This is a genomic window from Pseudomonas iranensis (assembly GCF_014268585.2).
GTDB classification, from domain to species: Bacteria; Pseudomonadota; Gammaproteobacteria; order Pseudomonadales; family Pseudomonadaceae; genus Aquipseudomonas; species Aquipseudomonas iranensis.
In genome coordinates this window covers 2,560,580-2,583,906 of the sequence record NZ_CP077092.1, presented here as the reverse complement: position 1 = coordinate 2,583,906, position 23,327 = coordinate 2,560,580, and the positions used below count along the sequence as shown (strand labels likewise).

At 60.1% G+C, this 23,327-nt stretch carries 23 protein-coding genes; 8 read left to right on the top strand and 15 right to left on the bottom strand.

Annotated features, from left to right (window positions below):
* Positions 1-33: 33 nt before the first annotated feature.
* Positions 34-525, bottom strand: coding sequence for a hypothetical protein (locus HU724_RS11555; RefSeq protein ID WP_186569245.1), 492 nt, complete (start codon positions 523-525; stop codon positions 34-36).
* 219 nt (positions 526-744) lie between these two features.
* Here HU724_RS11555 and HU724_RS11550 point away from each other — a divergent pair, with 219 nt between their 5' ends.
* Together HU724_RS11550 and HU724_RS11545 are read left to right on the top strand one after the other, a co-directional pair.
* Entirely contained in the window at positions 745-1,119 is a 375-nt protein-coding gene (locus HU724_RS11550) for a hypothetical protein (RefSeq protein WP_133339896.1), read from the top strand.
* Positions 1,116-1,313 (top strand): helix-turn-helix transcriptional regulator, encoded by a 198-nt coding sequence (locus HU724_RS11545; RefSeq protein ID WP_101159038.1) that lies wholly within the window; start codon positions 1,116-1,118, stop codon positions 1,311-1,313. The genes HU724_RS11550 and HU724_RS11545 overlap by 4 nt, the downstream gene beginning before the upstream one ends.
* Before the next feature lie 36 nt (positions 1,314-1,349).
* On the opposite strand, the gene HU724_RS11540 is transcribed toward HU724_RS11545, so the two are convergent.
* Complete coding sequence (locus HU724_RS11540) at positions 1,350-2,366, bottom strand: ABC transporter substrate-binding protein (RefSeq protein WP_186569244.1); 1,017 nt, start codon at positions 2,364-2,366, stop codon at positions 1,350-1,352.
* 324 nt (positions 2,367-2,690) lie between these two features.
* Between HU724_RS11540 and HU724_RS11535 the strand changes: the two genes are divergently transcribed.
* Positions 2,691-4,901, top strand: coding sequence for an LTA synthase family protein (locus tag HU724_RS11535; RefSeq protein WP_186569243.1), 2,211 nt, complete (start codon positions 2,691-2,693; stop codon positions 4,899-4,901).
* A 75-nt stretch (positions 4,902-4,976) separates the two neighbouring features.
* On the opposite strand, the gene HU724_RS11530 is transcribed toward HU724_RS11535, so the two are convergent.
* Complete coding sequence (locus HU724_RS11530) at positions 4,977-5,369, bottom strand: hypothetical protein (RefSeq protein WP_186569242.1); 393 nt, start codon at positions 5,367-5,369, stop codon at positions 4,977-4,979.
* Between the two features lie 267 nt (positions 5,370-5,636).
* On the opposite strand from HU724_RS11530, the gene katG reads away from it, so the two are divergent.
* Complete coding sequence (katG, locus tag HU724_RS11525) at positions 5,637-7,913, top strand: catalase/peroxidase HPI (protein WP_186569241.1); 2,277 nt, start codon at positions 5,637-5,639, stop codon at positions 7,911-7,913.
* 328 nt (positions 7,914-8,241) lie between these two features.
* On the opposite strand, the gene pepN is transcribed toward katG, so the two are convergent.
* Genes pepN through HU724_RS11495 form a run of 6 tightly spaced genes read right to left on the bottom strand, consistent with a single transcriptional unit; the run spans position 8,242 to position 14,760 of the window.
* Complete coding sequence (pepN, locus tag HU724_RS11520) at positions 8,242-10,899, bottom strand: aminopeptidase N (RefSeq protein WP_186569240.1); 2,658 nt, start codon at positions 10,897-10,899, stop codon at positions 8,242-8,244.
* Between the two features lie 10 nt (positions 10,900-10,909).
* Positions 10,910-11,740 carry a DUF2797 domain-containing protein gene (locus tag HU724_RS11515; RefSeq protein WP_186569239.1) on the bottom strand — a complete coding sequence of 277 codons (831 nt, stop codon included), beginning with the start codon at positions 11,738-11,740 and terminating at the stop codon, positions 10,910-10,912.
* Entirely contained in the window at positions 11,737-11,997 is a 261-nt protein-coding gene (locus HU724_RS11510; RefSeq protein WP_042609561.1) for a YeaC family protein, read from the bottom strand. The genes HU724_RS11515 and HU724_RS11510 overlap by 4 nt, the downstream gene beginning before the upstream one ends.
* Before the next feature lie 35 nt (positions 11,998-12,032).
* Complete coding sequence (locus tag HU724_RS11505; RefSeq protein ID WP_186569238.1) at positions 12,033-12,902, bottom strand: rhomboid family intramembrane serine protease; 870 nt, start codon at positions 12,900-12,902, stop codon at positions 12,033-12,035.
* A complete protein-coding gene (locus tag HU724_RS11500) occupies positions 12,899-13,870 on the bottom strand; it encodes a metallophosphoesterase (RefSeq protein WP_024012499.1) in 972 nt (323 codons plus the stop codon). The genes HU724_RS11505 and HU724_RS11500 overlap by 4 nt, the downstream gene beginning before the upstream one ends.
* Positions 13,870-14,760: an NAD(+) kinase gene (locus HU724_RS11495; RefSeq protein ID WP_186569237.1), complete on the bottom strand. Its 891-nt coding sequence runs from the start codon at positions 14,758-14,760 to the stop codon at positions 13,870-13,872. The genes HU724_RS11500 and HU724_RS11495 overlap by 1 nt, the downstream gene beginning before the upstream one ends.
* A 114-nt stretch (positions 14,761-14,874) precedes the next feature.
* Here HU724_RS11495 and HU724_RS11490 point away from each other — a divergent pair, with 114 nt between their 5' ends.
* Positions 14,875-15,825, top strand: a complete 951-nt coding sequence (locus HU724_RS11490; protein WP_186569236.1) for a DUF1853 family protein — start codon at positions 14,875-14,877, stop codon at positions 15,823-15,825.
* A gap of 115 nt (positions 15,826-15,940) precedes the next feature.
* Here HU724_RS11490 and HU724_RS11485 read toward each other — a convergent pair whose 3' ends face one another.
* Entirely contained in the window at positions 15,941-17,224 is a 1,284-nt protein-coding gene (locus HU724_RS11485) for an arsenic transporter (protein ID WP_186569235.1), read from the bottom strand.
* A 149-nt stretch (positions 17,225-17,373) separates the two neighbouring features.
* Positions 17,374-17,931 (bottom strand): NADPH-dependent FMN reductase, encoded by a 558-nt coding sequence (locus tag HU724_RS11480; protein ID WP_186569234.1) that lies wholly within the window; start codon positions 17,929-17,931, stop codon positions 17,374-17,376.
* A 183-nt stretch (positions 17,932-18,114) separates the two neighbouring features.
* Here HU724_RS11480 and HU724_RS11475 point away from each other — a divergent pair, with 183 nt between their 5' ends.
* Together HU724_RS11475 and HU724_RS11470 are read left to right on the top strand one after the other, a co-directional pair.
* The gene (locus HU724_RS11475; protein WP_016774209.1) at positions 18,115-18,345 is read left to right on the top strand and encodes a hypothetical protein; all 231 of its coding nucleotides are present in this window, start codon (positions 18,115-18,117) and stop codon (positions 18,343-18,345) included.
* Positions 18,346-18,430: 85 nt separating this feature from the next.
* Positions 18,431-19,324, top strand: a complete 894-nt coding sequence (locus HU724_RS11470; RefSeq protein WP_186569233.1) for a LysR family transcriptional regulator — start codon at positions 18,431-18,433, stop codon at positions 19,322-19,324.
* Here HU724_RS11470 and HU724_RS11465 read toward each other — a convergent pair.
* The 4 genes from HU724_RS11465 to HU724_RS11450 all read right to left on the bottom strand — a co-directional run bounded on the left by HU724_RS11465 (position 19,290) and on the right by HU724_RS11450 (position 22,477).
* Positions 19,290-19,904: a GNAT family N-acetyltransferase gene (locus tag HU724_RS11465; protein ID WP_016774208.1), complete on the bottom strand. Its 615-nt coding sequence runs from the start codon at positions 19,902-19,904 to the stop codon at positions 19,290-19,292. The two genes, HU724_RS11470 and HU724_RS11465, sit on opposite strands and share 35 nt — an antisense overlap.
* Positions 19,905-20,196: 292 nt before the next feature.
* The gene (dnaQ, locus tag HU724_RS11460) at positions 20,197-20,955 is read right to left on the bottom strand and encodes a DNA polymerase III subunit epsilon (RefSeq protein WP_133339872.1); all 759 of its coding nucleotides are present in this window, start codon (positions 20,953-20,955) and stop codon (positions 20,197-20,199) included.
* A gap of 202 nt (positions 20,956-21,157) precedes the next feature.
* Positions 21,158-21,628: a ribonuclease HI gene (rnhA, locus tag HU724_RS11455; RefSeq protein WP_007910572.1), complete on the bottom strand. Its 471-nt coding sequence runs from the start codon at positions 21,626-21,628 to the stop codon at positions 21,158-21,160.
* Positions 21,629-21,718: 90 nt separating this feature from the next.
* The gene (locus HU724_RS11450) at positions 21,719-22,477 is read right to left on the bottom strand and encodes a class I SAM-dependent methyltransferase (RefSeq protein WP_041480625.1); all 759 of its coding nucleotides are present in this window, start codon (positions 22,475-22,477) and stop codon (positions 21,719-21,721) included.
* A gap of 66 nt (positions 22,478-22,543) precedes the next feature.
* Between HU724_RS11450 and gloB the strand changes: the two genes are divergently transcribed.
* A complete protein-coding gene (gene gloB / locus HU724_RS11445; protein ID WP_122750756.1) occupies positions 22,544-23,311 on the top strand; it encodes a hydroxyacylglutathione hydrolase in 768 nt (255 codons plus the stop codon).
* The last annotated feature ends 16 nt before the right edge of the window (positions 23,312-23,327 follow it).

Sequence of the window (23,327 nt, the reverse complement as noted above, 5' to 3'; positions counted from 1 at the left end):
TCAGGCCGCCCCGTTTTTTTGATGTGTGCAGAATTAACGCTTGCGGGCCAATGCGTTGCGCACGCTTTCCGGTGACATCCCTGCGCTGGAACGGGTCATGGGTTCAACGACGGTCCCCTTGGCCAACTGTTCCTTGCGCTTCGTTACCTGACGCCAGTGGTAAGCGAAATATCCGACTGCTACCACGATCCCCAACCAACCGAACACCGAACTCACGAAGAACCACAGCGCCAGTGTGACCCACACGGTTTTCGAGTTGAACAACTTCAAACTGTCGTCGGCAGGCACCGGTTCGACCGGCGTCTGTGGCGCCTCCGGTACTTTGTGCATCCCCTGCAGATCAAAGCGCAGCGCGAAGTCCGCCCCGGGCACAGGCACCTCGATCTGATTGCCTTCAGCACGATGCACGCGAATTTCGCCATCGACGAGCGAGACGGAGCTGAAACTGATCTGGGTGTCACAGCGAATCTCGCCGTTGACCAGGGTCACGACCGTTCGTTGTGAGTCAGCGGGAGTGTCGCGCATGTCGATTCCTTGAGCGTTCCACGTCGGACGACGTGCGAAGGGAAAATCCGTTGGAGGCAAATGCTACTGAGTGGCTACTACGCTGTCCAGAAGCGTGAACCCGGCTGCAAGTTATCCGGCTCGAGCGTGTTCGGAGTAACCAGCCTGATGGAAAGCGTGCTTTACATCTGAATCAACATCAGCAACCATGTAAAGGGTCTTTTACATAGGAAGTGAAGAATGAACCGGTACCACCTCGAATTGGGCGCAGCATTATTCCTCTACATGCTGGTGCTGACCGCATCATTGATTGCCTCGCAATACCTGATGGATGCGCACCTCCTGCTGCGCTCGGCCGTCGCACTGACGCCGATCATTCCGGCGGCCCTGATGTGCTGGGCCATCGTGCGGAACATGCGACGCATGGACGAAATGCATCTGCGCATCCAGTTCGAAGCCTTGGGGTTCGCCTTTGCCGCCTCGGCATTGGTGACCTTCAGCTACGGTTTTCTGGAGAACGTCGGCGCCCCGCATATCCCGTGGACGTGTGTGTGGCCGGTAATGGGGCTGATGTGGATTGTCGGCCTGCACATTGCGCGACACCGCTACCAATGAAAAACCGTCTCAAGGAATTGCGCGCCGAGCGCAAGTGGTCGCAGGTCGATCTGGCCGAACGCCTGAACGTGTCGCGCCAGACGATCAACGCCATCGAAAACGAACGCTACGATCCGAGCCTGCCATTGGCGTTTCAGATTGCCCGGGCGTTTGAGCTGCCGATTGAGAGCATTTTTGATGATGGCGAATCTTGAATGGCAAAAGGGGCAACACACGTTGCCCCTGTTCGATCAACTCCCCGCACCACCATGCGCTTCTTCAAAGAAGTAATCCTTCCAGCTCCCCGCCTTGTTTTTCAGCACGCCCAGTTCCTGCAATTTCTCGGCGTAGATGAATGTGCGTTGCGGTACGACGGTGAAGTCGATTTCCGGGTCTTTGACGATTTGCTCGACCAGTGCCAGCGGCAGTTTCGATTGCTCTACACGGATGTAGGCCTGGGCGGCGGCGGGTTTGTCGGCTTTGATGATGTTCTCCGCTTCCGCCAGTGCGTCGTAGAACGCCTTGTAGGTTTTCGGGTTTTCGTCGTGGAATTTTTCAGTGGTGTAGAGCACGTTGAACGTCGCCGGGCCGCCGAGGATGTCGTAGGAACTGAGCACTTTATGCACGTTGGGGTTTTGCAGTGCCTGGTACTGGAACGGCGGGCTGGAGAAGTGCGCGTTGATTTCCGAGCCACCGGCGATCAGCGCGGCGGTGGCGTCCGGGTGCGGCAGACTGACCGAAATGTTGTCGAACTTCTTGAACTGGTCATTACCGAATTCCCTGGCGGTTTCAATTTGCAGGGTACGAGACTGGAAGCCTACGCCTGCGGCTGGCACGGCGATGCGATCCTTGTCGCTGAAGTCCTTGAGGGTTTTGATGTTCGGGTTGTTGGTGAGCAGGTAATTGGGCATCGAGCCCAGCGCGGCGATGGCTTTGACGTTCTGCTTGCCCTTGGTGCGATCCCACACGGTGAGCATCGGCGGCACGCCGGCCGAGACGACGTCCAGCGCACCGGTGAGCAGCGCCTCGTTCATCGCCGTGGCGCCGGAAATGCTGTTCCAGTCGACCTTGATCTCCAGGCCCTGGGCCTTGCCGTGTTTCTCGATCAGTTGTTGATCGCGCACGACGTCGAGAATCAGGTAACCGATGCCGAATTGCTGGGCGATGCTGATTTTGCCCTCGGCCCGGGCGCCGCTGCTGAACAGCGCGCCCGCTGCCAGAGTTGCGGCCAACAGAGTCAGCGCAGAACGTTTGAACGGTGTGGCCATGACAACCTCGCAGCATGGGTGGGCTGAAAGGCCTGACTTTATAGCTATAAAAAATAGATATTAAATACCTTTATTGCATATCGATAGCACTGTGCGGTTTGATGCCTGCCGAGTAAATTCTTGAGCAGCGGAGTACCTACAACAGTCTGAAACAAAAAACTGTCTTGGCTGAAAAGCCACACATCGGCCAGAAGGCGCGCGAGCGCTGGTGCGCACACTTTTCCAATGATCGCAAACCACAGGTTTAAAAAGCCGATCAGCCTTCCTGCCCTTGGTATCATCACCCACACTCTTTTGACCCTTTGATGACAAGCAGGCCTTTTTGTGAGCGCTCTTTTCAATTGGCTGCGGCGGCCGAATGCCCGTCTTTTTTCTCTCATCGTTCTGGTATTGGTCGTGCCGGTGTGCCTGCGTGCAGCGTTGGGCTGGTCGACACCGCTGGGCTTTTTGTCGGATCTGGCCGTGGGCAGTTTGCTGGTGGTAACGCTGCATCGCCGCGCATGGTGGCTGGCCTTGCCGGTGCTGATGTTCTGGGCGCTGCTGGCGATCGCCACGGCAGAATTGGTCAGCGCCGTCGGCCGCCTGCCGACGCCTTCGGATATTCACTATCTGATCGACCCGCAATTCGTCGAAAACTCCACTGGCGGCGGACTTGCGCACCCTGCCCTGGCCATGGCTTTGCTGGGTGCTTTGGTTTTCTGGCTGCTGGCCCAATTTATGGGGCGCGGTCTGGCTCGTCCGGCGTTGCCGCGCGCTGCGTGGGCCGCGCCGATCGCTTTGTTCGCCGCGCAATGGGGCGCGCTAAACCTGTGGCCGAATGACGGCGACGCCTGGCGCCTGTACAACCTGCCGCATCAGTTGCTTGCCAGTGAAGTCGCCGACCTGCAGATCCAGGCCGAGGAATGGCTCGACGGTGACCTTGAGGAACCCGCACCGGCGATGGCCGGGCTCACCGACGTCGACCTCAATGGCCAGAAGCTGCTCGCCGCGCCGGGCCAGGCGCGCAATGTATTGATCATCGCGCTCGAAGGCATCCCCGGCGCCTACATCCGCGCCAACCGTGAGGCGATCGGCAGTCATTATCAGGAAGACCTGATGCCCAACCTCAGCCGCTGGGCCGAGCGCGGCATGAACACCCCGGACTACGTGCTGCACACCCATCAGACCATTCGCGGTCTGTATGCCATGCTCTGCGGTGACTACGACAAGCTCAACAACGGCACGCCCAAAGGCGTGGAAATGCTCACCCTCAACGAGCGCAATCAGGCCTGCCTGCCGGCGCAACTACGCGAGCACGGCTTCAGCACTCATTATTTGCAGGGCGCCGGCCTGCGCTTCATGGCCAAAGACAAGATCATGCCGCACATCGGTTTCGATGCGACCCATGGTCTGGAATGGTTCAGCAACAGCAACTATTTGGAATTCCCCTGGGGCAAGGACGACAAGGCGTTTTTCGAAGGTGCGCTGGATTACGTCGGCCAACTGAAGAAGCAAAAACAGCCGTGGATGCTCACGCTGCTGACGGTCGGCACCCATCAGCCCTACTCGGCACCGGAGGATTATCTGCAGCGTTATGAGACGCCCAAGCAGGCTGCCGTCGGTTATCTCGACGATGCGCTGGATCAGTTTCTTGCCGGACTTGAGCGCCAGGGCGTTCTCAAGGACACGCTGGTAGTGATCACCTCGGATGAATCCCACGGCATCGACGGTGTGCGACTGGCCTCCTCGTGGGGTTTCAACCTGACGCTGGCACCGGAGCAGGCGCAACTGCCGCGTCTGAATGCCGGGGTCTACGGCCACGTCGATCTGAGCACCTCGATCCTCGACTATTTCGACCTGCCGGTGCCGACTGCGCTGAGCGGCCGCTCGCTGTTTCGCGACTACGATTCCGGGCGAGAAATCATGTCGTTCACCAACGGCAAGCTGCGCTACCACGACGGCCAGGGCATCTTCTCCGAATGCGACCTGCCGCGCCGCTGCCGCTACTACCAAAGCACCGGCTTCATCGCCGAAAGCGCCACCTACAAAGGCACCTACAGCGGCCATCCGGCCCGGCAGATCGCCGCGCGCGCCGATGCGCTGGACCTGTCCCTGCTGCGCACACCACTCAATCATCGCTACCAGTTCGGCAGCAACAACATCATCCCTCTGCAAGCGCAGATCAAGGATGACTGGGCCGACAACCTGATCGGCGCGCAATACCTGGAAATGCCCAAAGGCTCGCACACCCGCGTGCGCCTGACCGTGCGCTCGGTCGATCCGCAGCAGGCGGCGTACATTCAGCTCAAGGCCAAGGAATTTGAACAGGACGTGCAACTGGGCCTGCCAGCAGAAATGATCGCCACGGCGGACCAGCCGCTGGAGATGGATTTCAGCTTTGAAAACCCGCAGCCGCGCAAAGCGTTCTCGTTTCATTTGCTGGGGTATGGCAATGGCGCGGTTGAGGTCTCGGACTTCAGCGTGATCACTGAACTGCCGGGGCAGGATGAAATACTTGATGAAGTGCCCGAGGACGATACCGCGCAATCGAGTTGAAGTCTTACTTGTCGAAGGAGAAATGGTTGGAGCCGTCAGCTACCCGACTTCTGGCAGCTCCAACCTACTGATGTTTCATCTATCAAGTTTGAAATTGCCTGTCACTTCGCTCCCCTCTTTTTTCAACAGCAAACTGACCGTGCCTTTTACAGATTTTCGATGGTCGGCAAAAGTTACAGTGACCGAACCGGATTGAATGGGTTTGGACTCGCCACTGATAACGACGTCCCACGTCAGTTGTCCTGATGGGTACGGAACGGTGTGGGGCCCATCGCCTTCGAGAGAGGTCGGAACAGAAAAAGCGACCCAGTGCTTGTTACCGTCGTTTCCGATAATTACAAATTCCGTATTTGCATCATGGAAAACAAATGAATTACCACGGAGAAATTCTTTCCCATTTTCAGACGCGACAAAGTTACCGGACGCATTTGGTTTTTTCAGATAATCACTTGCTGTTTTCTGAGACATGTCGCTATTCCCTTATAGGTGATTAAGACCGCTTCGCATTGACTGCAATTTATTGTCATCGCTCAACACTGACCACTGTCAGAACTGACAGTCTTTAAGACCCATTCGAAGTAAAAGCGCTGTTATTCATAGCGACAGCGGAGGCAGTAAAAGAGTCTGGCTATCACCGACCAATACCGCGCCTATTAGCCGACTTGCCAACTCGGGTCTAGCCTTACCAGTCCGAAGTCGGCACGAGCCGGCCGCAGACCTGATAGGGATACGAACATGGCAAACGAATCGAAATGCCCGTTCAACCACGCCGCCGGCGGCGGTACGACGAACCGTGACTGGTGGCCGAATCAACTCAATCTGAAAATCCTCAGCCAGCATTCTCCCAAGTCCGATCCGCTGGGCCAGGACTTCGACTACGCCAAAGCCTTCAAAAGCCTCGATTTTCAGGCGTTGAAACAAGACATCAGAGCGCTGATGACTGACTCCCAGGACTGGTGGCCGGCCGACTTCGGCCATTACGGCCCGCTGTTCGTGCGCATGGCCTGGCACAGCGCCGGGACCTATCGCACTGCCGATGGCCGTGGTGGCGCCGGCTCCGGACAGCAACGCTTCGCCCCGCTCAACAGTTGGCCGGACAACGTCAGCCTCGATAAGGCCCGTCGCTTGCTGTGGCCGATCAAGCAGAAATACGGACGCAACATCTCCTGGGCCGACCTGATCGTGCTTACCGGCAACGTCGCGCTGGAATCCATGGGCTTCAAGACCTTCGGTTTTTCCGGGGGCCGCGCCGATGTCTGGGAACCGGATGAAGACGTGTACTGGGGTTCGGAAACCGAGTGGCTGGGCGGCGACAACCGTTACGGCAAGAGCAATGGCCCGGTGCAGGAGCCCGGCGACGGCACGCTGGTGGCTGAGCCCGATCTGCATGGCCGTGAAGAAAGCCGCACCGATCAGGGTGAACGCAATCTGGAAAATCCCCTCGCCGCCGTGCAGATGGGCCTGATCTACGTCAACCCGGAAGGCCCTGAAGGCAACCCGGACCCGGTGGCCTCGGCCAAGGATATTCGCGAAACCTTCGGCCGCATGGCCATGAACGACGAAGAAACCGTGGCGCTGATCGCAGGCGGCCACGCGTTCGGCAAGACCCACGGCGCCGGCCCGGCCGACAATGTCGGCCCAGAGCCGGAAGCGGCCGGTCTGGAGCAACAGGGTCTGGGCTGGAAAAACGCCTTCGGCACCGGTAAAGGCGCCGACACCATCACCAGTGGTCTGGAAGTGACCTGGACCACCACACCAACGCAGTGGAGCAACAACTATCTGGAAAACCTGTTCGGCTTCGAGTGGGAGCTGACCAAAAGCCCGGCGGGCGCCAATCAGTGGCAACCGAAAAACGGCGCCGGTGCAGGCACCGTTCCCCACGCTCACGATCCTAACAAGAAGCTCTCGCCGACCATGCTCACCTCGGATCTGGCGTTGCGCTTCGATCCTGCCTACGAACAAATCTCGCGGCGCTTTCTGGCCAATCCCGATCAGCTCGCCGACGCGTTCGCCCGCGCCTGGTACAAGCTGATCCATCGCGACATGGGTCCGCTCTCTCGCTACCTCGGCCCGGAATTGCCACAAGAGGAATTGCTCTGGCAAGACCCGCTGCCCGACGTGACGCACCCGCTGATCGATGACAGCGACGCCACTGCGCTGAAAAACAAGGTGCTGGCTTCAGGGTTGTCAGTGTCGCAACTGGTTTCGACCGCGTGGGCGGCGGCATCGACCTTCCGCGGTTCGGACAAGCGCGGTGGCGCCAACGGCGGACGCTTGCGTCTGGCCCCGCAGAAGTTCTGGCAGGCCAACCAGCCCGAGCAATTGGACAAGGTGCTAAGCACACTGGAAGGCATTCAGAACGAGTTCAACGGTTCTGCTGCCAATGGCAAGAAGATCTCGTTGGCTGACCTGATCGTCCTGGCCGGTAACGCCGGGGTGGAAAAAGCTGCGCAAAACGCCGGGCATTCGGTGTCGGTGCCGTTTTCACCGGGCCGCGTCGATGCTTCGCAGGAGCAGACTGATGTCGAATCGTTCGGCTTCCTCGAACCGATCGCCGATGGTTTCCGCAATTACAGCAAAGGCAAATACACGGTTGCGGCAGAAACCCTGCTGATCGACAAGGCGCAGTTGCTGACGCTCACGGCACCGGAAATGACCGTGCTGCTGGGTGGTTTGCGGGTATTGAACACCAATGTCGGCCAGACGCGGCATGGCGTGTTCACCGACAAAACCGAAACGCTGAGCAATGACTTTTTCACCCACCTGCTGGACATGGGTGTGGAGTGGACGCCGACCTCGCGGGATGCCGATGAGTTTGAAGGCCGTGACCGCAAGACCGGGGCGCCAAAGTGGACGGCGACTCGAGTGGATCTGGTGTTCGGCTCCAATGCGCAACTGCGCGCATTGGCCGAGGTCTATGCCAGTTCCGACGCGAAGGCGCAGTTCGTCAATGATTTCGTCAAGGCATGGACGAAGGTGATGAATCTGGATCGGTTTGACCTGCGTAAATAATTGTTTCTTGTGCAAATGAAAATGCCGCTCGTTGAGCGGCATTTTTTTTACTTGGGATTATGTGGTGCTGGAGATAACCAGCCCCTCACCCCAGCCCTCTCCCAATGGGAGAGGCGGAAAGGGAGCCGATTTCTGTTGGTTTCAAGACCTTAGTTCGATGCCAGAATTTCAGGTCGGTGTAACTCGAATATTCACCTCGGTCAGTCCCCTCTCCCTCTGGGAGAGGGTTAGGGTGAGGGGCGGTCGGAAGCTGGAATACGGACCTTTATGATCATCAAAATCAAAAGATCGCAGCCTCGTTCCACTCGACAGCTCCTACAGGATCGGGTTACGCGAGGCTTTTGCTTACCACTTCATACACATCACTGGACAGCGACCCCGACGCCAGAATCCGCTCCAGCTCAGCCTTCATCAACGCCTGACGCGCGCTGTCGTATTTGCGCCAGCGGGTCAGCGGGGCCAGTTGGCGCGAGGCGATCTGTGGGTTGAAGCCGTTCAGTTCGATCACCAGATCGGCAAGGAAGCGATAACCGGAACCGTCCGCCGCGTGGAAGTTGATCAGGTTCTGCCCGGCGAACGCGCCGATCAGCGCCCGCACCTTGTTCGGGTTCTTGATGTTGAACGCCGGGTGCTGCATCAACGCCTTCACCCGCTCCAAACCGCCCGGCAAGGTGCTGCCGGCCTGCACGCTGAACCACTGATCCATGACCAGCGGATTGTCCTTGAAGTGCTCGGCGAAGCTGGCCAAAGCCAAAGCCTTCTGTTCTTCGAACGGCGAGTTGACCAGCACCGCCAGCGCAGTCAAGCGCTCGGTCATGTTGTCGGCGGTCTCGAACTGCTCCAGCGCCGCCGCCAGCACTTCCGGCTTGCCGCTGAGCATCAGGTACGACAGGGCAATGTTCTGCAAGGCGCGACGAGCGAAGTGCTCTGCCTCGGCCACGTACGGAGTCTTTTTCGACAGATCGCGGTTGGCCTGATAACGCAGCCACAGCGCTTCGAACAAGCCTTCGGCGAGTTGCTTGCGGGCGAACTCGCGAGCGACATGAATCGCCTCGACGTTAGCCACTTCGCTGATCTCGGTGAGATAGGCCTCACCCGGCAGCGAGAGCATTTCGGCAACCATCGCCTGATCCAGCGACTCGTCGGACAGCACCGTGCGCAGCGCCGACACCAAACGCGGATCGAGCTTCAGGCTCTCGCCTTTCTGATGTTGGCCGATCAACTCTTGAAGCACTTGCACCGAAAGTTGCTGACCGGCATCCCAGCGGTTGAAGCCGTCGCTGTCGTGCTGCATCAGGAACATCAGTTGATCGCGGTTGTACGGGAAGCTCAATTTCACTGGCGCCGAGAAGCCGCGCAGCAGCGACGGCAACGGCTGTGCGTTGATGTCGACGAAAGTGAAGGTCTGCTCGGCTTCGGTCACCGAGATCACCCGAGTGGTGCCTTGTGCTGAAGCTTCGCCGGCCAGACGCAGGGCGATTTCGTTGCCCTGGCTATCAAGCAGCCCGAGCTCGACCGGAATCACGAACGGCAGTTTTTCTACCTTGTCCGGGGTCGGCGGGCAGCTCTGGCGGAAGGTCAGGTTGTAGGTTTTCGCCGCAGCGTCGTAGGACTCGCTGACGGCCAGACGCGGTGTGCCGGCCTGGCTGTACCAGCGTTTGAACTGGCTGAGATCAACGCCATTGGCATCTTCCATGGCCTTGACGAAGTCGTCGCAGGTCACGGCCTGGCCGTCGTGGCGTTGGAAGTACAGATCGCTGCCCTTGCGGAAGCCTTCGGCGCCCAGCAAGGTGTGGATCATGCCGACCACTTCCGAGCCCTTTTCGTACACGGTCAAGGTGTAGAAGTTGGAAATCTCGATGAAGCTGTCCGGGCGCACGGCGTGGGCCATGGGACCTGCATCTTCGGCGAACTGGTGGGTACGCAGGTACGCCACGTCCTGAATGCGCTTGACCGTCGCCGAGTTCATGTCCGAGGAGAAACCGGCATCGCGGAATACCGTGAAACCTTCCTTGAGCGACAGCTGGAACCAGTCGCGGCAGGTCACGCGGTTGCCCGACCAGTTGTGGAAGTATTCGTGGGCGACGATCGCCTCGACCCGCTGGTGCGCGGCGTCGGTGGCGGTTTCGGCACGGGCCAGCACGGCGCTGGAGTTGAAGATGTTGAGGCCCTTGTTCTCCATCGCGCCCATGTTGAAATCGTTGACCGCGACGATCATGAAGATGTCCAGATCGTACTCGCGACCGTAGACCTCTTCGTCCCAGCGCATGGACTTCTTCAGGCTGTTCATCGCGTGCTGGCACTTGTCGATGTTTTCCGGCTCGACATAAATGCGCAGCGCGACATTGCGCTGGCTCATGGTGGTGAAGGTGTCTTCGACGCACCACAGATCACCGGCGACCAGCGCAAACAGGTACGCCGGTTTCTTGAACGGGTCTTCCCAAGTCGCCCAGTGCCGGCCGTCTTCGCCGGGGCCGGAAGCGATCGGGTTACCGTTGGAGAGCAACACCGGGTAGCTGTGCTGTTCGGCCACGACGGTGGTGGTGAACTTGCTCATCACATCCGGGCGGTCGAGGTAATAGGTGATCTTGCGAAAGCCTTCGGCCTCGCACTGGGTGCAGAACATCGTGCCGGACTTGTACAGGCCTTCCAGCGCGGTATTGGTTTCCGGGTGGATGCGCACGCTGGTGTCGAGGGTGAAGGTTTCACTGGTTGGCTGCAGAGTCAGGTGGCTGTCGGAGACTTGATAGTCAGCGGCGCTCAGCTCCTGGTCCGCCAGCGTCACCGACAGCAGCTCGAGTTGCTGGCCGTCGAGCACCAGCGGCGGCAGGCCGGCGCCGCGCTCCGGGTTGCGGCGCATCACCAGTTGCGCGTGAACCAGGCTGTGGTCCTCGAACAACTCGAAGGTCAGGTGGGTTTCGTCAATCAGGTACTCGGGCGCCTGATAGTCCTTGAGATAGATCATCTTCGGTTGTTCGGTGCGCATGCGGGAATCCTTATTGATGCACGGCGAGCTGGTACGCCGTGTATTTACGAATGTTGATCACGCCGGTGTCGAAGATCAGGTACTGACCCTTGATCCCCAGCAGCGTGCCTTCGGCAATCGGGTTCTTGTCCAGGTTGAAGCTGACGATTTTCGCCGGGTATTGCTCGACGGGATAGCGGATTTCCAGCGGTTCGACATCGGCAATCGTCTGAATCGCCTGTAGGCCGAATCGCTCCTGCAACCCTTGCAGGCCTTCGGCGCAGCTTTCGAACAACTGATCGCGCACCTGCGCCAGATCCACCGCCGCCGCATCACCTTTGAGCAGGGCGCGCCAGTTGGTTTTGTCCGCCACCTGGCTGCGGAACAGGTCCTCGACAAAGCCCGATTGCTGGCGTGTCGACACACGCATGATTGGCAAGGCTTGACTCGCGCCCTGGTCGAGCCAGCGGGTCGGCAACTGCGTAGCACGGGTGATGCCAACCTTGATGCCTGACGAATTGGCCAGGTAAACCACATGGTCAGTCATGCAGAATTTCTCGCCCCACTCCGGATCGCGGCAGGTGCCGGCGTCGAAGTGGCAACGCTCCGGACTCATGATGCACAGGTCGCACTGCGCCAGTTTGGTCATGCACGGGTAGCAATAACCCTGACTGAAACTGGTTTTGGTCTTGCGCCCGCAATGGGTGCAGTGGATCGCCCCCAAAAATTCCAGACGCAACGTGCTGCCGATCAACGGATTGACCGGCACCTCGACGTCATCCAGACGAAACGCGTATTGCACGTTCGACCCGTCCAGGCGCGCCGACATTTTGCTGATTGCACCGCGGCCAATCTCGATCAATGGATGGCATCCGACTTGAACAGGATGTTCGGCACTTCGATCGACTTCGACGCACATTCTTGCGGGCCCATGTAACCGGTGCGCTGGTCTTCAGGCAGGTTCTGGATTTCCCAGGCAATCATCGCCTGCAACGACAGCTCGCGCTGTTCGGCAGTGAGTTTGTTGCCGTCGGACCATTTGCCGATTTCCACGGCCAGTTTCAGGCTTTCGTAGATGTCCGGGGTGATGTTGCTGATCATGTCGTTGAAAGAGGACATCAGGGTCTCCGTGCTCTTTGCTGAAACAAAAAATGTTAGACGGCCAGTTTACGGCGGTTATACATACCGCCCAACAAACCGGTGAAGCATCCGATGAGTAACCCGCTCAGGTGCGCGGCGTTGGCGATCTGGCCGAAACCGATCAGCGAGATCAGCCCGGACATGCACACCACCAGCCACACCAGCATCATCACCAGCACGCCGCGCGGCAGGCGATAGGCCGGGTTCGGCGCCAGCAGCTGGAAAATCCAGCAATGCCCGAGCAAGCCATAAAGCACGCCGGACAACCCACCAAACAGGCTCGGGCCGCTCCAGACGAACTGCGCGTAGTTGGACACCAGACTGAACAGCAGCGTCAGGCCGATCAGGTTGATGCTGCCCTGGCGCGACTCGATACGCCGCCCCAGCTCCCAGTACCACATGCCGTTCATGGCCAGATGGAGGATGCCGAAATGGATCAGCATCGGCGTGACCAGCCGCCACCACTGCCCTGCCGCGAGGCTGTCGGCCAGCGGCGTGAAGTGGATGTACTCGCCGATCACGCGAAAATCGAGGAAGGTCAGCCAGCGCAGGGTCTCAAGGTTTTCGCCGAGGAAAGTCAGACCGCCAACGATCAGGCTCAACAACAGAATCAACCCGGTCGCCCTGGCGTGTTTCAACTGTTCGGCAAAACCCGGCCGTTTAAAGGTCTGGCCCACGGGAATGTCCAGTTGCTGATCCGGGTCGCCGGCCGGGAAGCGCTCGTACAACGAACGCACGTCCTCGCTGATTTCCTCCGGCGCCCACAGCACCTGCTCGCCCGCCTCTTCGCTGACCCGATGGGGCACTTGCATGCGTTGCAGCAGTTTGACAAAACCGCTCAAATCCACCGCCAACGGCAGGCGCAATACCGCTACCGCACTCATTGCAGCACCTCCGGCCGCTCGACATCGACCCAGACGAATTTTTGCGGATCCAGGCGCGTTTCCTGGTCCAGACGATAGGCCACCAATTTGCCGTAGAGCACCGCGCTGTAATCCAGACACGCGAGGTTCGGGCGGATCGGCGCCGGTTTGCCGCTGCGCCAGTAGTGGCCGACGAACAGCAACGGCTCGTCGACGCCGTAGCGCAGCAAGGAATTCTTTTCGGTGGAAGTCAGCGGCGTCTGCGCGACAGGTTCGGGCAGTGCATCGGGCTGGAAGACGATGTCGCCGTAGGTTTTCGGGTCGTCTTCCCAGAACTTGGTGCGGAAGAACGAACGCACCAGACCGTCGCCGCTGGTCATGGTCAGGCCACCGGGCAGGCGCATGTCGGTGCCGCGCAGCAGGCGATCGAACACGGTGCAGGCGAAGCTGCCGGGCACCGCCGAGGCCTGGAGGAAATGCTCATCGACGCAGCCATTGGGGAACAACGCCCGCAGCGGCTCAATCAGACCGGCGTCCCAGCACGCATGGACGACGCGGAAGCGCCCGGCATCGACGAACAGCGGCAGCTCGTAGAACCACTGCTGGAAGTCATGCCAGTCGCCGGGATGGTCTTCAAATTGAGTCAGGGTTTCCTGCAACAGCCGCGCATGGCGCTTGGTGTGTTCGCGCACGAACTGCTTGCCGCTGCCCGGTGGCGCCGGGGTGACCCAGCCGAGCGCGTTGAATTCGTGGTTGCCCATGATGCACAGCGCCTGCCCTGCTTCGACCATGTCGTGGACGATGTGCAGCGCCTCGCGAATGCGCGGGCCACGGTCGATGATGTCGCCGACGAACACCGCCATGCGTGACGGATGCCGCCAGACCCCGCCCTGCTTGTGATAACCGAGACGGTCCAGCAAGTGTTCGAGGGTCATGGCGCATCCGTGCACGTCACCGATCAGGTCGTAACTGCGCGCGGGATCGAGCATCAGTCGCCTCCGCCCCCCAGCTTGCTGCCCCAGCCAAGCTTGGTGCGGCACACCTCGTAGTAATTGTGATCGAGCGGATGAATCAGGCGCAGCTTCTGCGCTTTCTTGCTCACGGTAATGGCGTCGCCCGGTGCGCAGGTGAAGTGGTTCTGGCCGTCGCAGGAGACCTGCGGGTAGATCTGCATATCTTTGGACACGACGATTTTCAGCTCACTGTTGCCATCGACCACGATCGGCCGTCCCGACAAGGTATGGGGATACATCGGCACAATCACAATAGCGTCGAGCTTGGGATGCATGATCGGCCCGCCGGCGGACAAGGCGTAGGCAGTGGAGCCGGTGGGCGTGGCGACGATCAGGCCGTCGGCCTTCTGGCTGCAGACGAACTGGCCGTCGATGTACAGCTCGAATTCGATCATCCGCGTCGATTTGCCCGGGTGCAGCACCACGTCGTTGAGCGCATCGCCCTGGCCGATGGCCTCGCCATGGCGACGCACTTCGGCTTGCAGCAGGAAGCGGTTTTCCACCAGATAGTGGCCATCGAGCACTTCGGCGACCTTGATTTCCAGCTCGTCCGGGCGAATATCGGTAAGGAAGCCGAGGCTGCCACGGTTGATGCCGAGCACCGGAATATTGTGCCTGGCCAGCGCACGCGCAGCGCCGAGCAGGCTGCCGTCACCGCCGACGACGATGACCATGTCGCAGACTTCGCCGAGCATCTTGCGCGACGAGGTTTGCAGGCCGTGGCCGGGCAGGACTTCAGCGATGGTGTCTTCGAGGATCACATGCAGGTGACGGTCGAGCAGAAAGCGTTTCAGTCGGCGGACGGTATCCAGCACCTGGGAACTGCCCAGGCGACCGATGATGCCGATATTACGAAATTGCTCCATGGGACCTCTGCGGACAATCGAAAACGCGAAAACCCGATTATGGGCGAAAGCGCCAGATAGACAAAATCCTTTCAGCCTCAAGGGTGCGCTCAGGTTTAAGGCTATGCTCGCAAGATGATCCTGTTTCCCGACTTGTTGCAATTGCCCCATCGATTACGCCATCCCGAAGTGCGGGACCTGGCGTGGGTGATCCTCGCGCCGCCGATGCTCGCCGCTACGCCGTGGCCGCAGCGCCATCCGCTCGCCGGCAGCGACTGGGTGCACGACCCACAGCACCTCGAACACTGGCTGCGCCAGCTCGACCACGACAGTTACGCCCTGCTGCAATGGCTGGCGCAGGCGCGCACCCGGCGTCTGGGTCTGTATTACGAGCGTCTTTGGCAGTTCGCCGTCTCGCATGCGCCGGGCATCGAACTGATCGCCGCCAACCTGCCAATCCGCCGCGCCGGGCACACCCTCGGCGAGCTGGACATGCTGCTGCGTGACCGCGACGGCGTGCACCATCTGGAACTCGCGATCAAGCTCTACCTTGGCCCGCAGGATGGCGATGGCCGCGATCCGGCGCAGTGGTTGGGGCCGGGTTGTCATGATCGGCTGGATCGCAAACTGGCGCATCTGGCCGAGCATCAATTGCCGATCTCGGCGCGCCCGGAAAGCCGCGAAGTGCTCGCGGCGCTGGATATCGAAACCTTCAGCGCGCAGCTGTGGCTGGGCGGTTATCTGCTGTATCCGTGGCCCGGGCAGGCCGACTCACCGCACGGCGCGCATCCGCAACATTTGCGTGGCAGCTGGCTGCATCAGAAGGACTGGCCGGCGTTTGTCGCCCAACGCCCGCCGGGCCGCTGGCAACCCCTGCCCCGCCACGCCTGGCTGGCGCCGGCGCATTACCCGGCGGATCAGGTCTGGACAGATGAGCACCTGCGCTTGTGGCTGGAAGACCTGCCAGCACTGGCCCCGGCGCAGTTGATGGTGCGCCTGACCGAGAATACCCTGGGCGAATGGGAAGAGGCCGAGCGGTTGTTTCTGGTGGCGGATCTTTGGCCGAATGTGCCGGGGCAAACCTGAGATTTGTGGTGTCTGACCCAATTCGCGAGCAGGCTCGCTGCCACAGAGAATGCATTTCAAATGTGGAATGCGATCCCTGTGGGAGCGAGCCTGCTCGCGAAAAGAGCAACTCGGTCTATAGGGACAACCGCACCGCCAGCGCCGCCAACGTCACCAGCAACACCGGCACCGTCAGCACAATCCCGACGCGGAAGTAATAGCCCCAGCCAATGTGAATGCCCTTGCGCTCCAGCACATGCAACCACAACAAGGTCGCCAGACTGCCGATCGGAGTGATCTTCGGCCCCAGGTCGCTGCCGATCACGTTGGCGTAGATCATCGCTTCTTTGATCACGCCGCTGGCCTGACTGGCGTCGATCGACAGCAAGCCGATCAACACCGTCGGCAAGTTGTTCATGATCGACGACAGCAGCGCCGTCAGCACCCCGGTGCCCATGGCCGCACCCCATACACCGTGCTCAGCGAACACGTCCAGCCAACCGGCGAGGTAACTGGTGAGCCCGGCGTTGCGCAGGCCGTACACCACCAGGTACATGCCCAGCGAGAAAATCACGATCTGCCACGGCGCTTCTTTCATAACCTTGCGCGTGGAGATTTTGTGACCGCGCGCAGCGATACCCAGCAGCAGCGCGGCACACACCGCCGAAATAGCGCTGATTGGAATGCCCAGCGGTTCCAGAGCGAAGCAGCCAATCAACAGGATCACCAGCACCGCCCAACCGGCATAGAAGGTCGCTTTGTCGTGGATCGCGGTATGCGGGTTTTCCAGTTGTGCAGGATCGTACGCCGCCGGGATGTCGCGGCGAAAAAACCACAGCAACATGCCCAGCGTCGCCGCCACGCTGACGAAGTTGACCGGCACCATCACCGCTGCATAGCGGTTGAAGCCGATGTGGAAGAAGTCCGCCGAAACGATGTTGACCAGGTTCGATACCACCAGCGGCAGGCTCGCCGTGTCGGCAATGAACCCGGCGCCCATGACGAAGGCCAGCGTCGCCGCCGGTGAAAAGCGCAACGCCAACAGCATCGAAATCACGATCGGCGTGAGAATCAGCGCCGCACCGTCATTGGCGAACAGCGCAGAGACCAGCGCGCCGAGCAGCACCATGAAGGCAAACAATTTGCGCCCACTGCCCCGCCCCCAACGCGCTACGTGCAGCGCCGCCCAATTGAAAAAGCCAGCCTCGTCGAGCAACAGGCTGATGATGATCAGCGCCACGAAGGTGCCGGTCGCGTTCCAGATGATCTGCCAGACCAGCGGGATATCCGTGAGGTGAACGACGCCGAAAATCAACGCCAGCACGGCGCCCAGCGTTGCACTCCAGCCGACGCCGAGGCCTTTGGGTTGCCAGATGACGAGGGTGATGGTCAGCAGGAAAATCAGTGACGGAGCGAGCATTCGCAGAAGCCTTCAAATAGCGAAACGGGTGGAAATCAAACAAATGTGGGAGCGAGCCTGCTCGCGAAGGCGGAGTGTCAGACGAGAAATTGTTATCTGACAGTCCGCCTTCGCGAGCAGGCTCGCTCCCACAGTGAGTTTCGGTGAGCTTATTTCTTGTGTTGCTCGACGAACTGGCCGTACGCATCGATGAATTTTTGCAGGAACGGTTTCACCGAGTCGCTCAGCTTGCCCGCTTCATCAAACGCGGCGCCCGCACCGCCCAGATACGCTTCCGGCTGTTGCAGGCAGTGAATATCGAGAAAAACAAACGTCTGACGCAGGTGCTGATTAGCGCCGAAGCCACCGATGGCGCCTGGCGATACGCTGATCACCGCACCGGGTTTGCCGCTCCAGGCGCTCTGGCCATAAGGACGCGAACCGACGTCGATGGCGTTCTTCAACGGTGCCGGAATCGAGCGGTTGTACTCGGGGGTGACAAACAGCACCGCGTCGGATGACGCCACTTTCTGACGGAAAGTGCTGTAGGCTGCCGGCGGAGAAGCGCCGTCGATGTCTTCGTTGTACAGCGGCAGCTCACCGATTTCGACAATCTCGAGCTTGAGATTGGCCGGCGCCAGTTCGGCGAGGGCCAGTGCGACTTTGCGATTGATCGATGCTTTGCGCAGGCTACCGACCACTACAGCGACGTTGTAGACATTGCTCATGGATGACTCTCGATGGTCCGTGGGAAGAGTCGCTAGTTATAGATGATCCAGTGGCGCTTTCACCAGTGGTCATTGGTTTTTCCTGCGCGGCGAATATTTTTTTCCTGTAGGAAAACTTACCGAGCTTGGTGACGGTCTACAAAGCCGCAAATCAAGCGTTTTATCTCCAGAGGTTCTAAGCAGATGGCAGCAGTACTCGTCGGTCAGTTTCATGCAAGAGATGCGGAAGGCCGCGTTTATTCCGTGCATGAATTCCAGGAATCGAACCCGTCTGCAGACGGATCCACTGGCTCGGAGCCCATTTACAGACTGGCTATTGGCGATCGGGTCAATAAAGTCAGTGACAGCGAGTTTCTCCTGGTTCAATCAGGCATTACCCTGATTCGCGAACCTGAGCCAACCGTCGCTCAATAACCCAGCGTTATGAGCAGAAGTCATGCGAGCGGACTTGGGGTAGGATTCAGCGTCTGACCCCACCTGCTGAACATGGACTTCACGCATGCGTTTACGCCACATCGAAGTGATTCAGGCGCTCTTGCAGACCGGTCACCTGGGCACCGCCGCCGAATGGCTGCAACTGCCGGTGACCGAAGTCGAAGAGCGTTTGCGCGAAGCCGAGAGTCAGCTGGGGTTCATGCTGTTTGCCAGCGTTCGCGGGCGTTTGCAATCGACCCCCGAAGCGCGCGCCCTGCAAGTGGAAATCGCGCATATCTATGAGGCGCTGGAGCCGGTGCAGCGCCTGGCCAGCAGCCTCAAGCAATACCTCGCCCCGCCCTTGCGCATCATCGGCACCCCGCCGCTGGCTCAACAATTACTGCCACAAAGCCTTGCGACCCTGCGTCGTCGCCTGCCCGACGCACCGTGCAGCCTGCTCAGCGCGCCGACTCGCGACATCGTCCGCAGCCTGTTACTGCGCGAAAGCGATCTGGGCCTGAGCCTGCACGATCCCGAACATCCCGATATCCACTGCCAGCCGCTGGCCCAGGGCAAGCTGCAATTGCTCGCTCCGCACGGCTGGCTGCAACCCAAGCAGAAATACATATCCCTGGCAGATCTGGCCGGTCAGGCCATGGTCGGTCCCGAAGGTCAGGATCCGCTGAGCCCGGCACTGGAAAACAAACTCCAGGCCCTGCGCCCGGCGCCAAGCATTCAGACCCGCGTGCAGACCCATCAGATGATGCGCAGCATGGTCGAGGCCGGCGAAGGCCTGGCGATCGTCGACCCCTTCACCGCGCTGGGCGCCCGCGCCGGTGGGCTTGACGTCTGCCCGCTGTCACCGGCAGTGCCGATCAGTCTCTACGCCCTGACCTTCAAACATGCCACGCCGTCGGCGGCGATTCAGACACTGCTGACCATCGTCACGGAACAAGCCGAGGCGATGTTGTCGAGCTGAGTGGTTTTTCCAGCGGATTATCGAACAGGCGATACCAGAACAAGGCGACTTCGGCGGTGTGCGGATCGATGCCGCGATAGCGCAACTGGTCGATGCCGCCGATCACATAACCGCAACGCTCATACAGACGACAGGCGCCGAGGTTGTTGTTCTGGGTTTCGAGCATGATGCCCGGCAGCTTTTTCTTGCGACTCCAGAACTGCGCTACATCAAGCAACGCCTTGGCCACGCCATGGCGGCGGGCCGGGGCATGCACCGCCAGTTCATCAATGTGGGCAAAACCGTTCCAGTTGGTGCTGATCACCAGATGACCGACCGGCTCATCGTCCAGATACGCCATGAAAATCGCGCTATCGGGAGCGTTGTGAAAGGCGCTGAATTCTTCGGGATCAATACCGTAGCACTTGCGGTACGGCACGATCGGCGTCACCGGCCACTGCTCGACCGGCTTGCCGATCACGGCAGCGCCATAGGCAGCGACTTCGAAACTGAAGTCACTGCCCCAGATATATGGCGCGAAACCTTCGTCGGCGACGCGCACCGACAACCCTGGGTATTTCGGATTCATGACCGGTTGCATACTGGGAAAAGTCCTCATTCCTTGACGCAGCCGACGGTGTCGACCTTGTTGTCGCGATGGATGATCGCCAGCGTGAATTTCAACTCTTTATACATGAGGCTCAGTGTCCTGAGGCGGCAGGTTTGCACCTGACCAGTGCACTCAGGGTAGTGGGTTGCAGCGAATGTGGCGAGAGTGGCAACTTGGCTCCATGTCGCCAAACGCAAAAAATCGCTGCCTGCCTGGTCCCTACTATGGAATGCAATCACGGTAAGAGCTGCCGGAGGCTGCGATCTTTTGATCTTCAGGTTTTTCAGGCCTGCGCATCAGCCTCGGCAATCTGCGTCCACAACGCCGGCGCCCCCGCCGATTTGGCGATGATTTCCAGCCGCACCAGATGCGCCGCCAGTTCTTCTTCAGTCGCCCGGATGATGCGTGCTGGCTGACGATCGACCGGCAGGCGGCGGATTTCCGTAGCCGAGTTGTCGGCACCCTCGCCCGTGCCATTGCCATCGGAGGCGTTGCCGGCCAGCGACAGGCTGGTCTGGCCGCCGGTCATGGTCAGGTAGACGTCGGCGAGAATCTCCGAGTCGAGCAAGGCGCCGTGCAGTTCACGGCCGGAGTTGTCGACGCCGTAACGTTTGCACAACGCGTCGAGGCTGTTGCGCTGCCCCGGGTGACGTTCCCGAGCCATCATCAGGGTGTCGAGGATCGTGCAGTGCTGGGTGATGTCGGCGCGATCGTGCTGGCCCATCAAAGCGAATTCGTTGTTGATGAAGCCAACGTCGAACGCCGCGTTATGGATGATCAGCTGCGCGCCTTTGATGAATTCGAAGAACTCATCGGCGACCTCGGCAAAGCGCGGTTTGCCGACGAGGAATTCGTTGGTGATGCCGTGCACACCGATCGCACCTTCGTCGCTTTCGCGATCCGGTTGCAGATAAACGTGGAAATGCCGGCCCGTCAGGCGCCGACCGATCAGTTCGACGCAACCGATTTCAATGATCCGGTGACCATCGGTCACCGGCATGCCTGTGGTTTCGGTATCGAGTACAACGGATCTGGTGGCCATCAGTGCTCAGCTCTCAACGGGTCAATCGGGCAAAGGCGCGGATGTTAACACGCTCGGCGGGGTGTTTCAGTCAGACCGTGGCGAGCTCTTCGCGAGCAGGCTCGCTCTCACATTGGAATGCATTGCAATTCAAGGCCTGGAATGCATTCCAATGTGGGAGCGAGCCTGCTCGCGAACGGCTACGCCACGGTTAGAAGCGAAATCAGCTCTGCTTGTAACCGCGAACTTCATCCACGCCACGGTTAGCCAACTGGTCAGCCCGCTCGTTACCGTGATGGCCAATGTGCCCGCGCACCCACTTCCAGGTGACTTTGTGGCGATTAACCTGCTCGTCCAGCTCTTTCCACAGGTCGGCATTCTTCACCGGCTCTTTCGCAGCCGTTTTCCAGCCGCGCTTCTTCCAATTGGCCATCCACTCATTGATGCCTTTCATCACGTATTGCGAGTCGGTGACCAGCAGCACTTCGCAGGGACGCTTGAGTGCTTCGAGACCACGAATCGCGCCGAGCAGCTCCATGCGGTTGTTGGTGGTGTTGGCCTCGCCGCCCCACAGTTCCTTTTCGACGCCCTTGCACACCAGCAGCGCGCCCCAGCCGCCGGGGCCGGGGTTGCCCTTGCAGGCACCGTCGGTGAACAGTTCTACGGTGTCGACGCTTTCCACGCTTTCGCTCATGCCAGTCTTTCCAGAAAAATGCCTGTCCTGCCAATCACGGATCGACAATGACCGCGGCCGGGACAAGCCCGGCCACAAATAAAAGAAGATTTACGGTTCGATGCGGCGGCGGTTGACCTTGGCCATCGGCAGCGGAATCAGCTTGCCCATCGGCTCGCGGCGCTCCTGGCGCAACGGCCGCAGCCCCACCACGATCTTGCGCGCCACCAGCAGATAGAAGCCACCGCCGGACAGCTGCCAGTCACCAGCCTTGCGTTCCCAGCCGGCCAGACGGTTCTGCCACTTGGGCGACGCGAGCGGCGGACGATAGCACCCGAAGCGGCGTTTCTCCAGCGCAAAGCCCAGCAGATTGAGCCAGTCGGCGACCCGCGACGGCGAGATGCAGCGCGCCTTGCGCAGGGCATCATTGGCGAAGAAATGCCGCAGCCCCCAGGTGCTCCAGGGGTTGATGCCGATGATCAGCAGATGCCCGCCGGGGCGCACGCTGCTCGCCGCTTCACGCAGCAAACCGTGGGGCGACAGGCAGAAATCCAGGCCATGCTGCATCACCACCACGTCGGCGGCGTGCTCGCTCAACGGCCAGGCCTGCTCTTCGCAGACGATCTCGACCCCGGGCAACGGCGCGCCAAGACGCACGTTACGCTGCACTTGCGGCGCGGCCGGCGGGGTTTCGGCGGACGGGCCGTAATGCACCAGATAACCGCCGAAGAACCGGCCGAGCTCGTCGTCGAGCATGCGCCGCTCTTCATCCAGCAGAAATTGCCCGAGCGGCCCCGACAGCCATTCGCGGGCGGCGCTGATCAATGCCAGCCAGTCGGGATCGGCCTGAGCGAACGCTTTATCGGTCATGTCATTCTCCAACGCGCCAGGAACTACTAAGATGCGCCAATGTTTTCCGCTTGGCGAATTCCGACGATGATACAGATCAGTGCCCTGCCCGCGTTCACCGACAACTACATCTGGTTGTTACAGGATCATCAGACCCAGCGCTGTGCGGTGGTCGATCCGGGCGACGCCGCCCCGGTGCAGGCGTGGCTCGATGCGCATCCGGGCTGGGTGCTCAGCGATATTCTGATCACTCACCATCACCATGACCATGTCGGCGGCGTCGAGCGCCTGAAAGCCGCGACCGGTGCCAAGGTCTACGGCCCGGCCAGCGAAAGCATTCCGGCGCGTGACATAGCGCTCAAGGACAACGACAGCGTCAGCGTGCTCGGCTGGGACTTCGACGTCTATGCGGTGCCCGGCCACACCCTGGGGCACATCGCCTATTACCACCATGGCCTGCTGTTCTGCGGCGACACCCTGTTCGCCGCCGGTTGCGGCCGGTTGTTCGAAGGCACGCCCGAGCAGATGTACCACTCGCTCAGCCGTCTCGCGGCCCTGCCGGAAGATACGCTGGTTTACTGCACCCACGAATACACCTTGAGCAATCTGAAATTTGCCGCCGCCGTCGAGCCGGGCAATCCGGAAGTCGCCGCCCGTCTGGAAAAGGTCACGCAGCAACGGCAGAACGGCGTGATGACATTGCCGTCGACTTTGGCCCTGGAAAAGCTTACCAATCCGTTTTTACGCACTTCTGAAACATTGGTTACACAAAAAGTGGACGAACGGGAAGGCGCTCAAAACCGGGAGCCGAGCGAGGTATTTGCGGCTCTGCGGGCATGGAAGGACAAGTTCTGACAAGCGCACCGGCCGG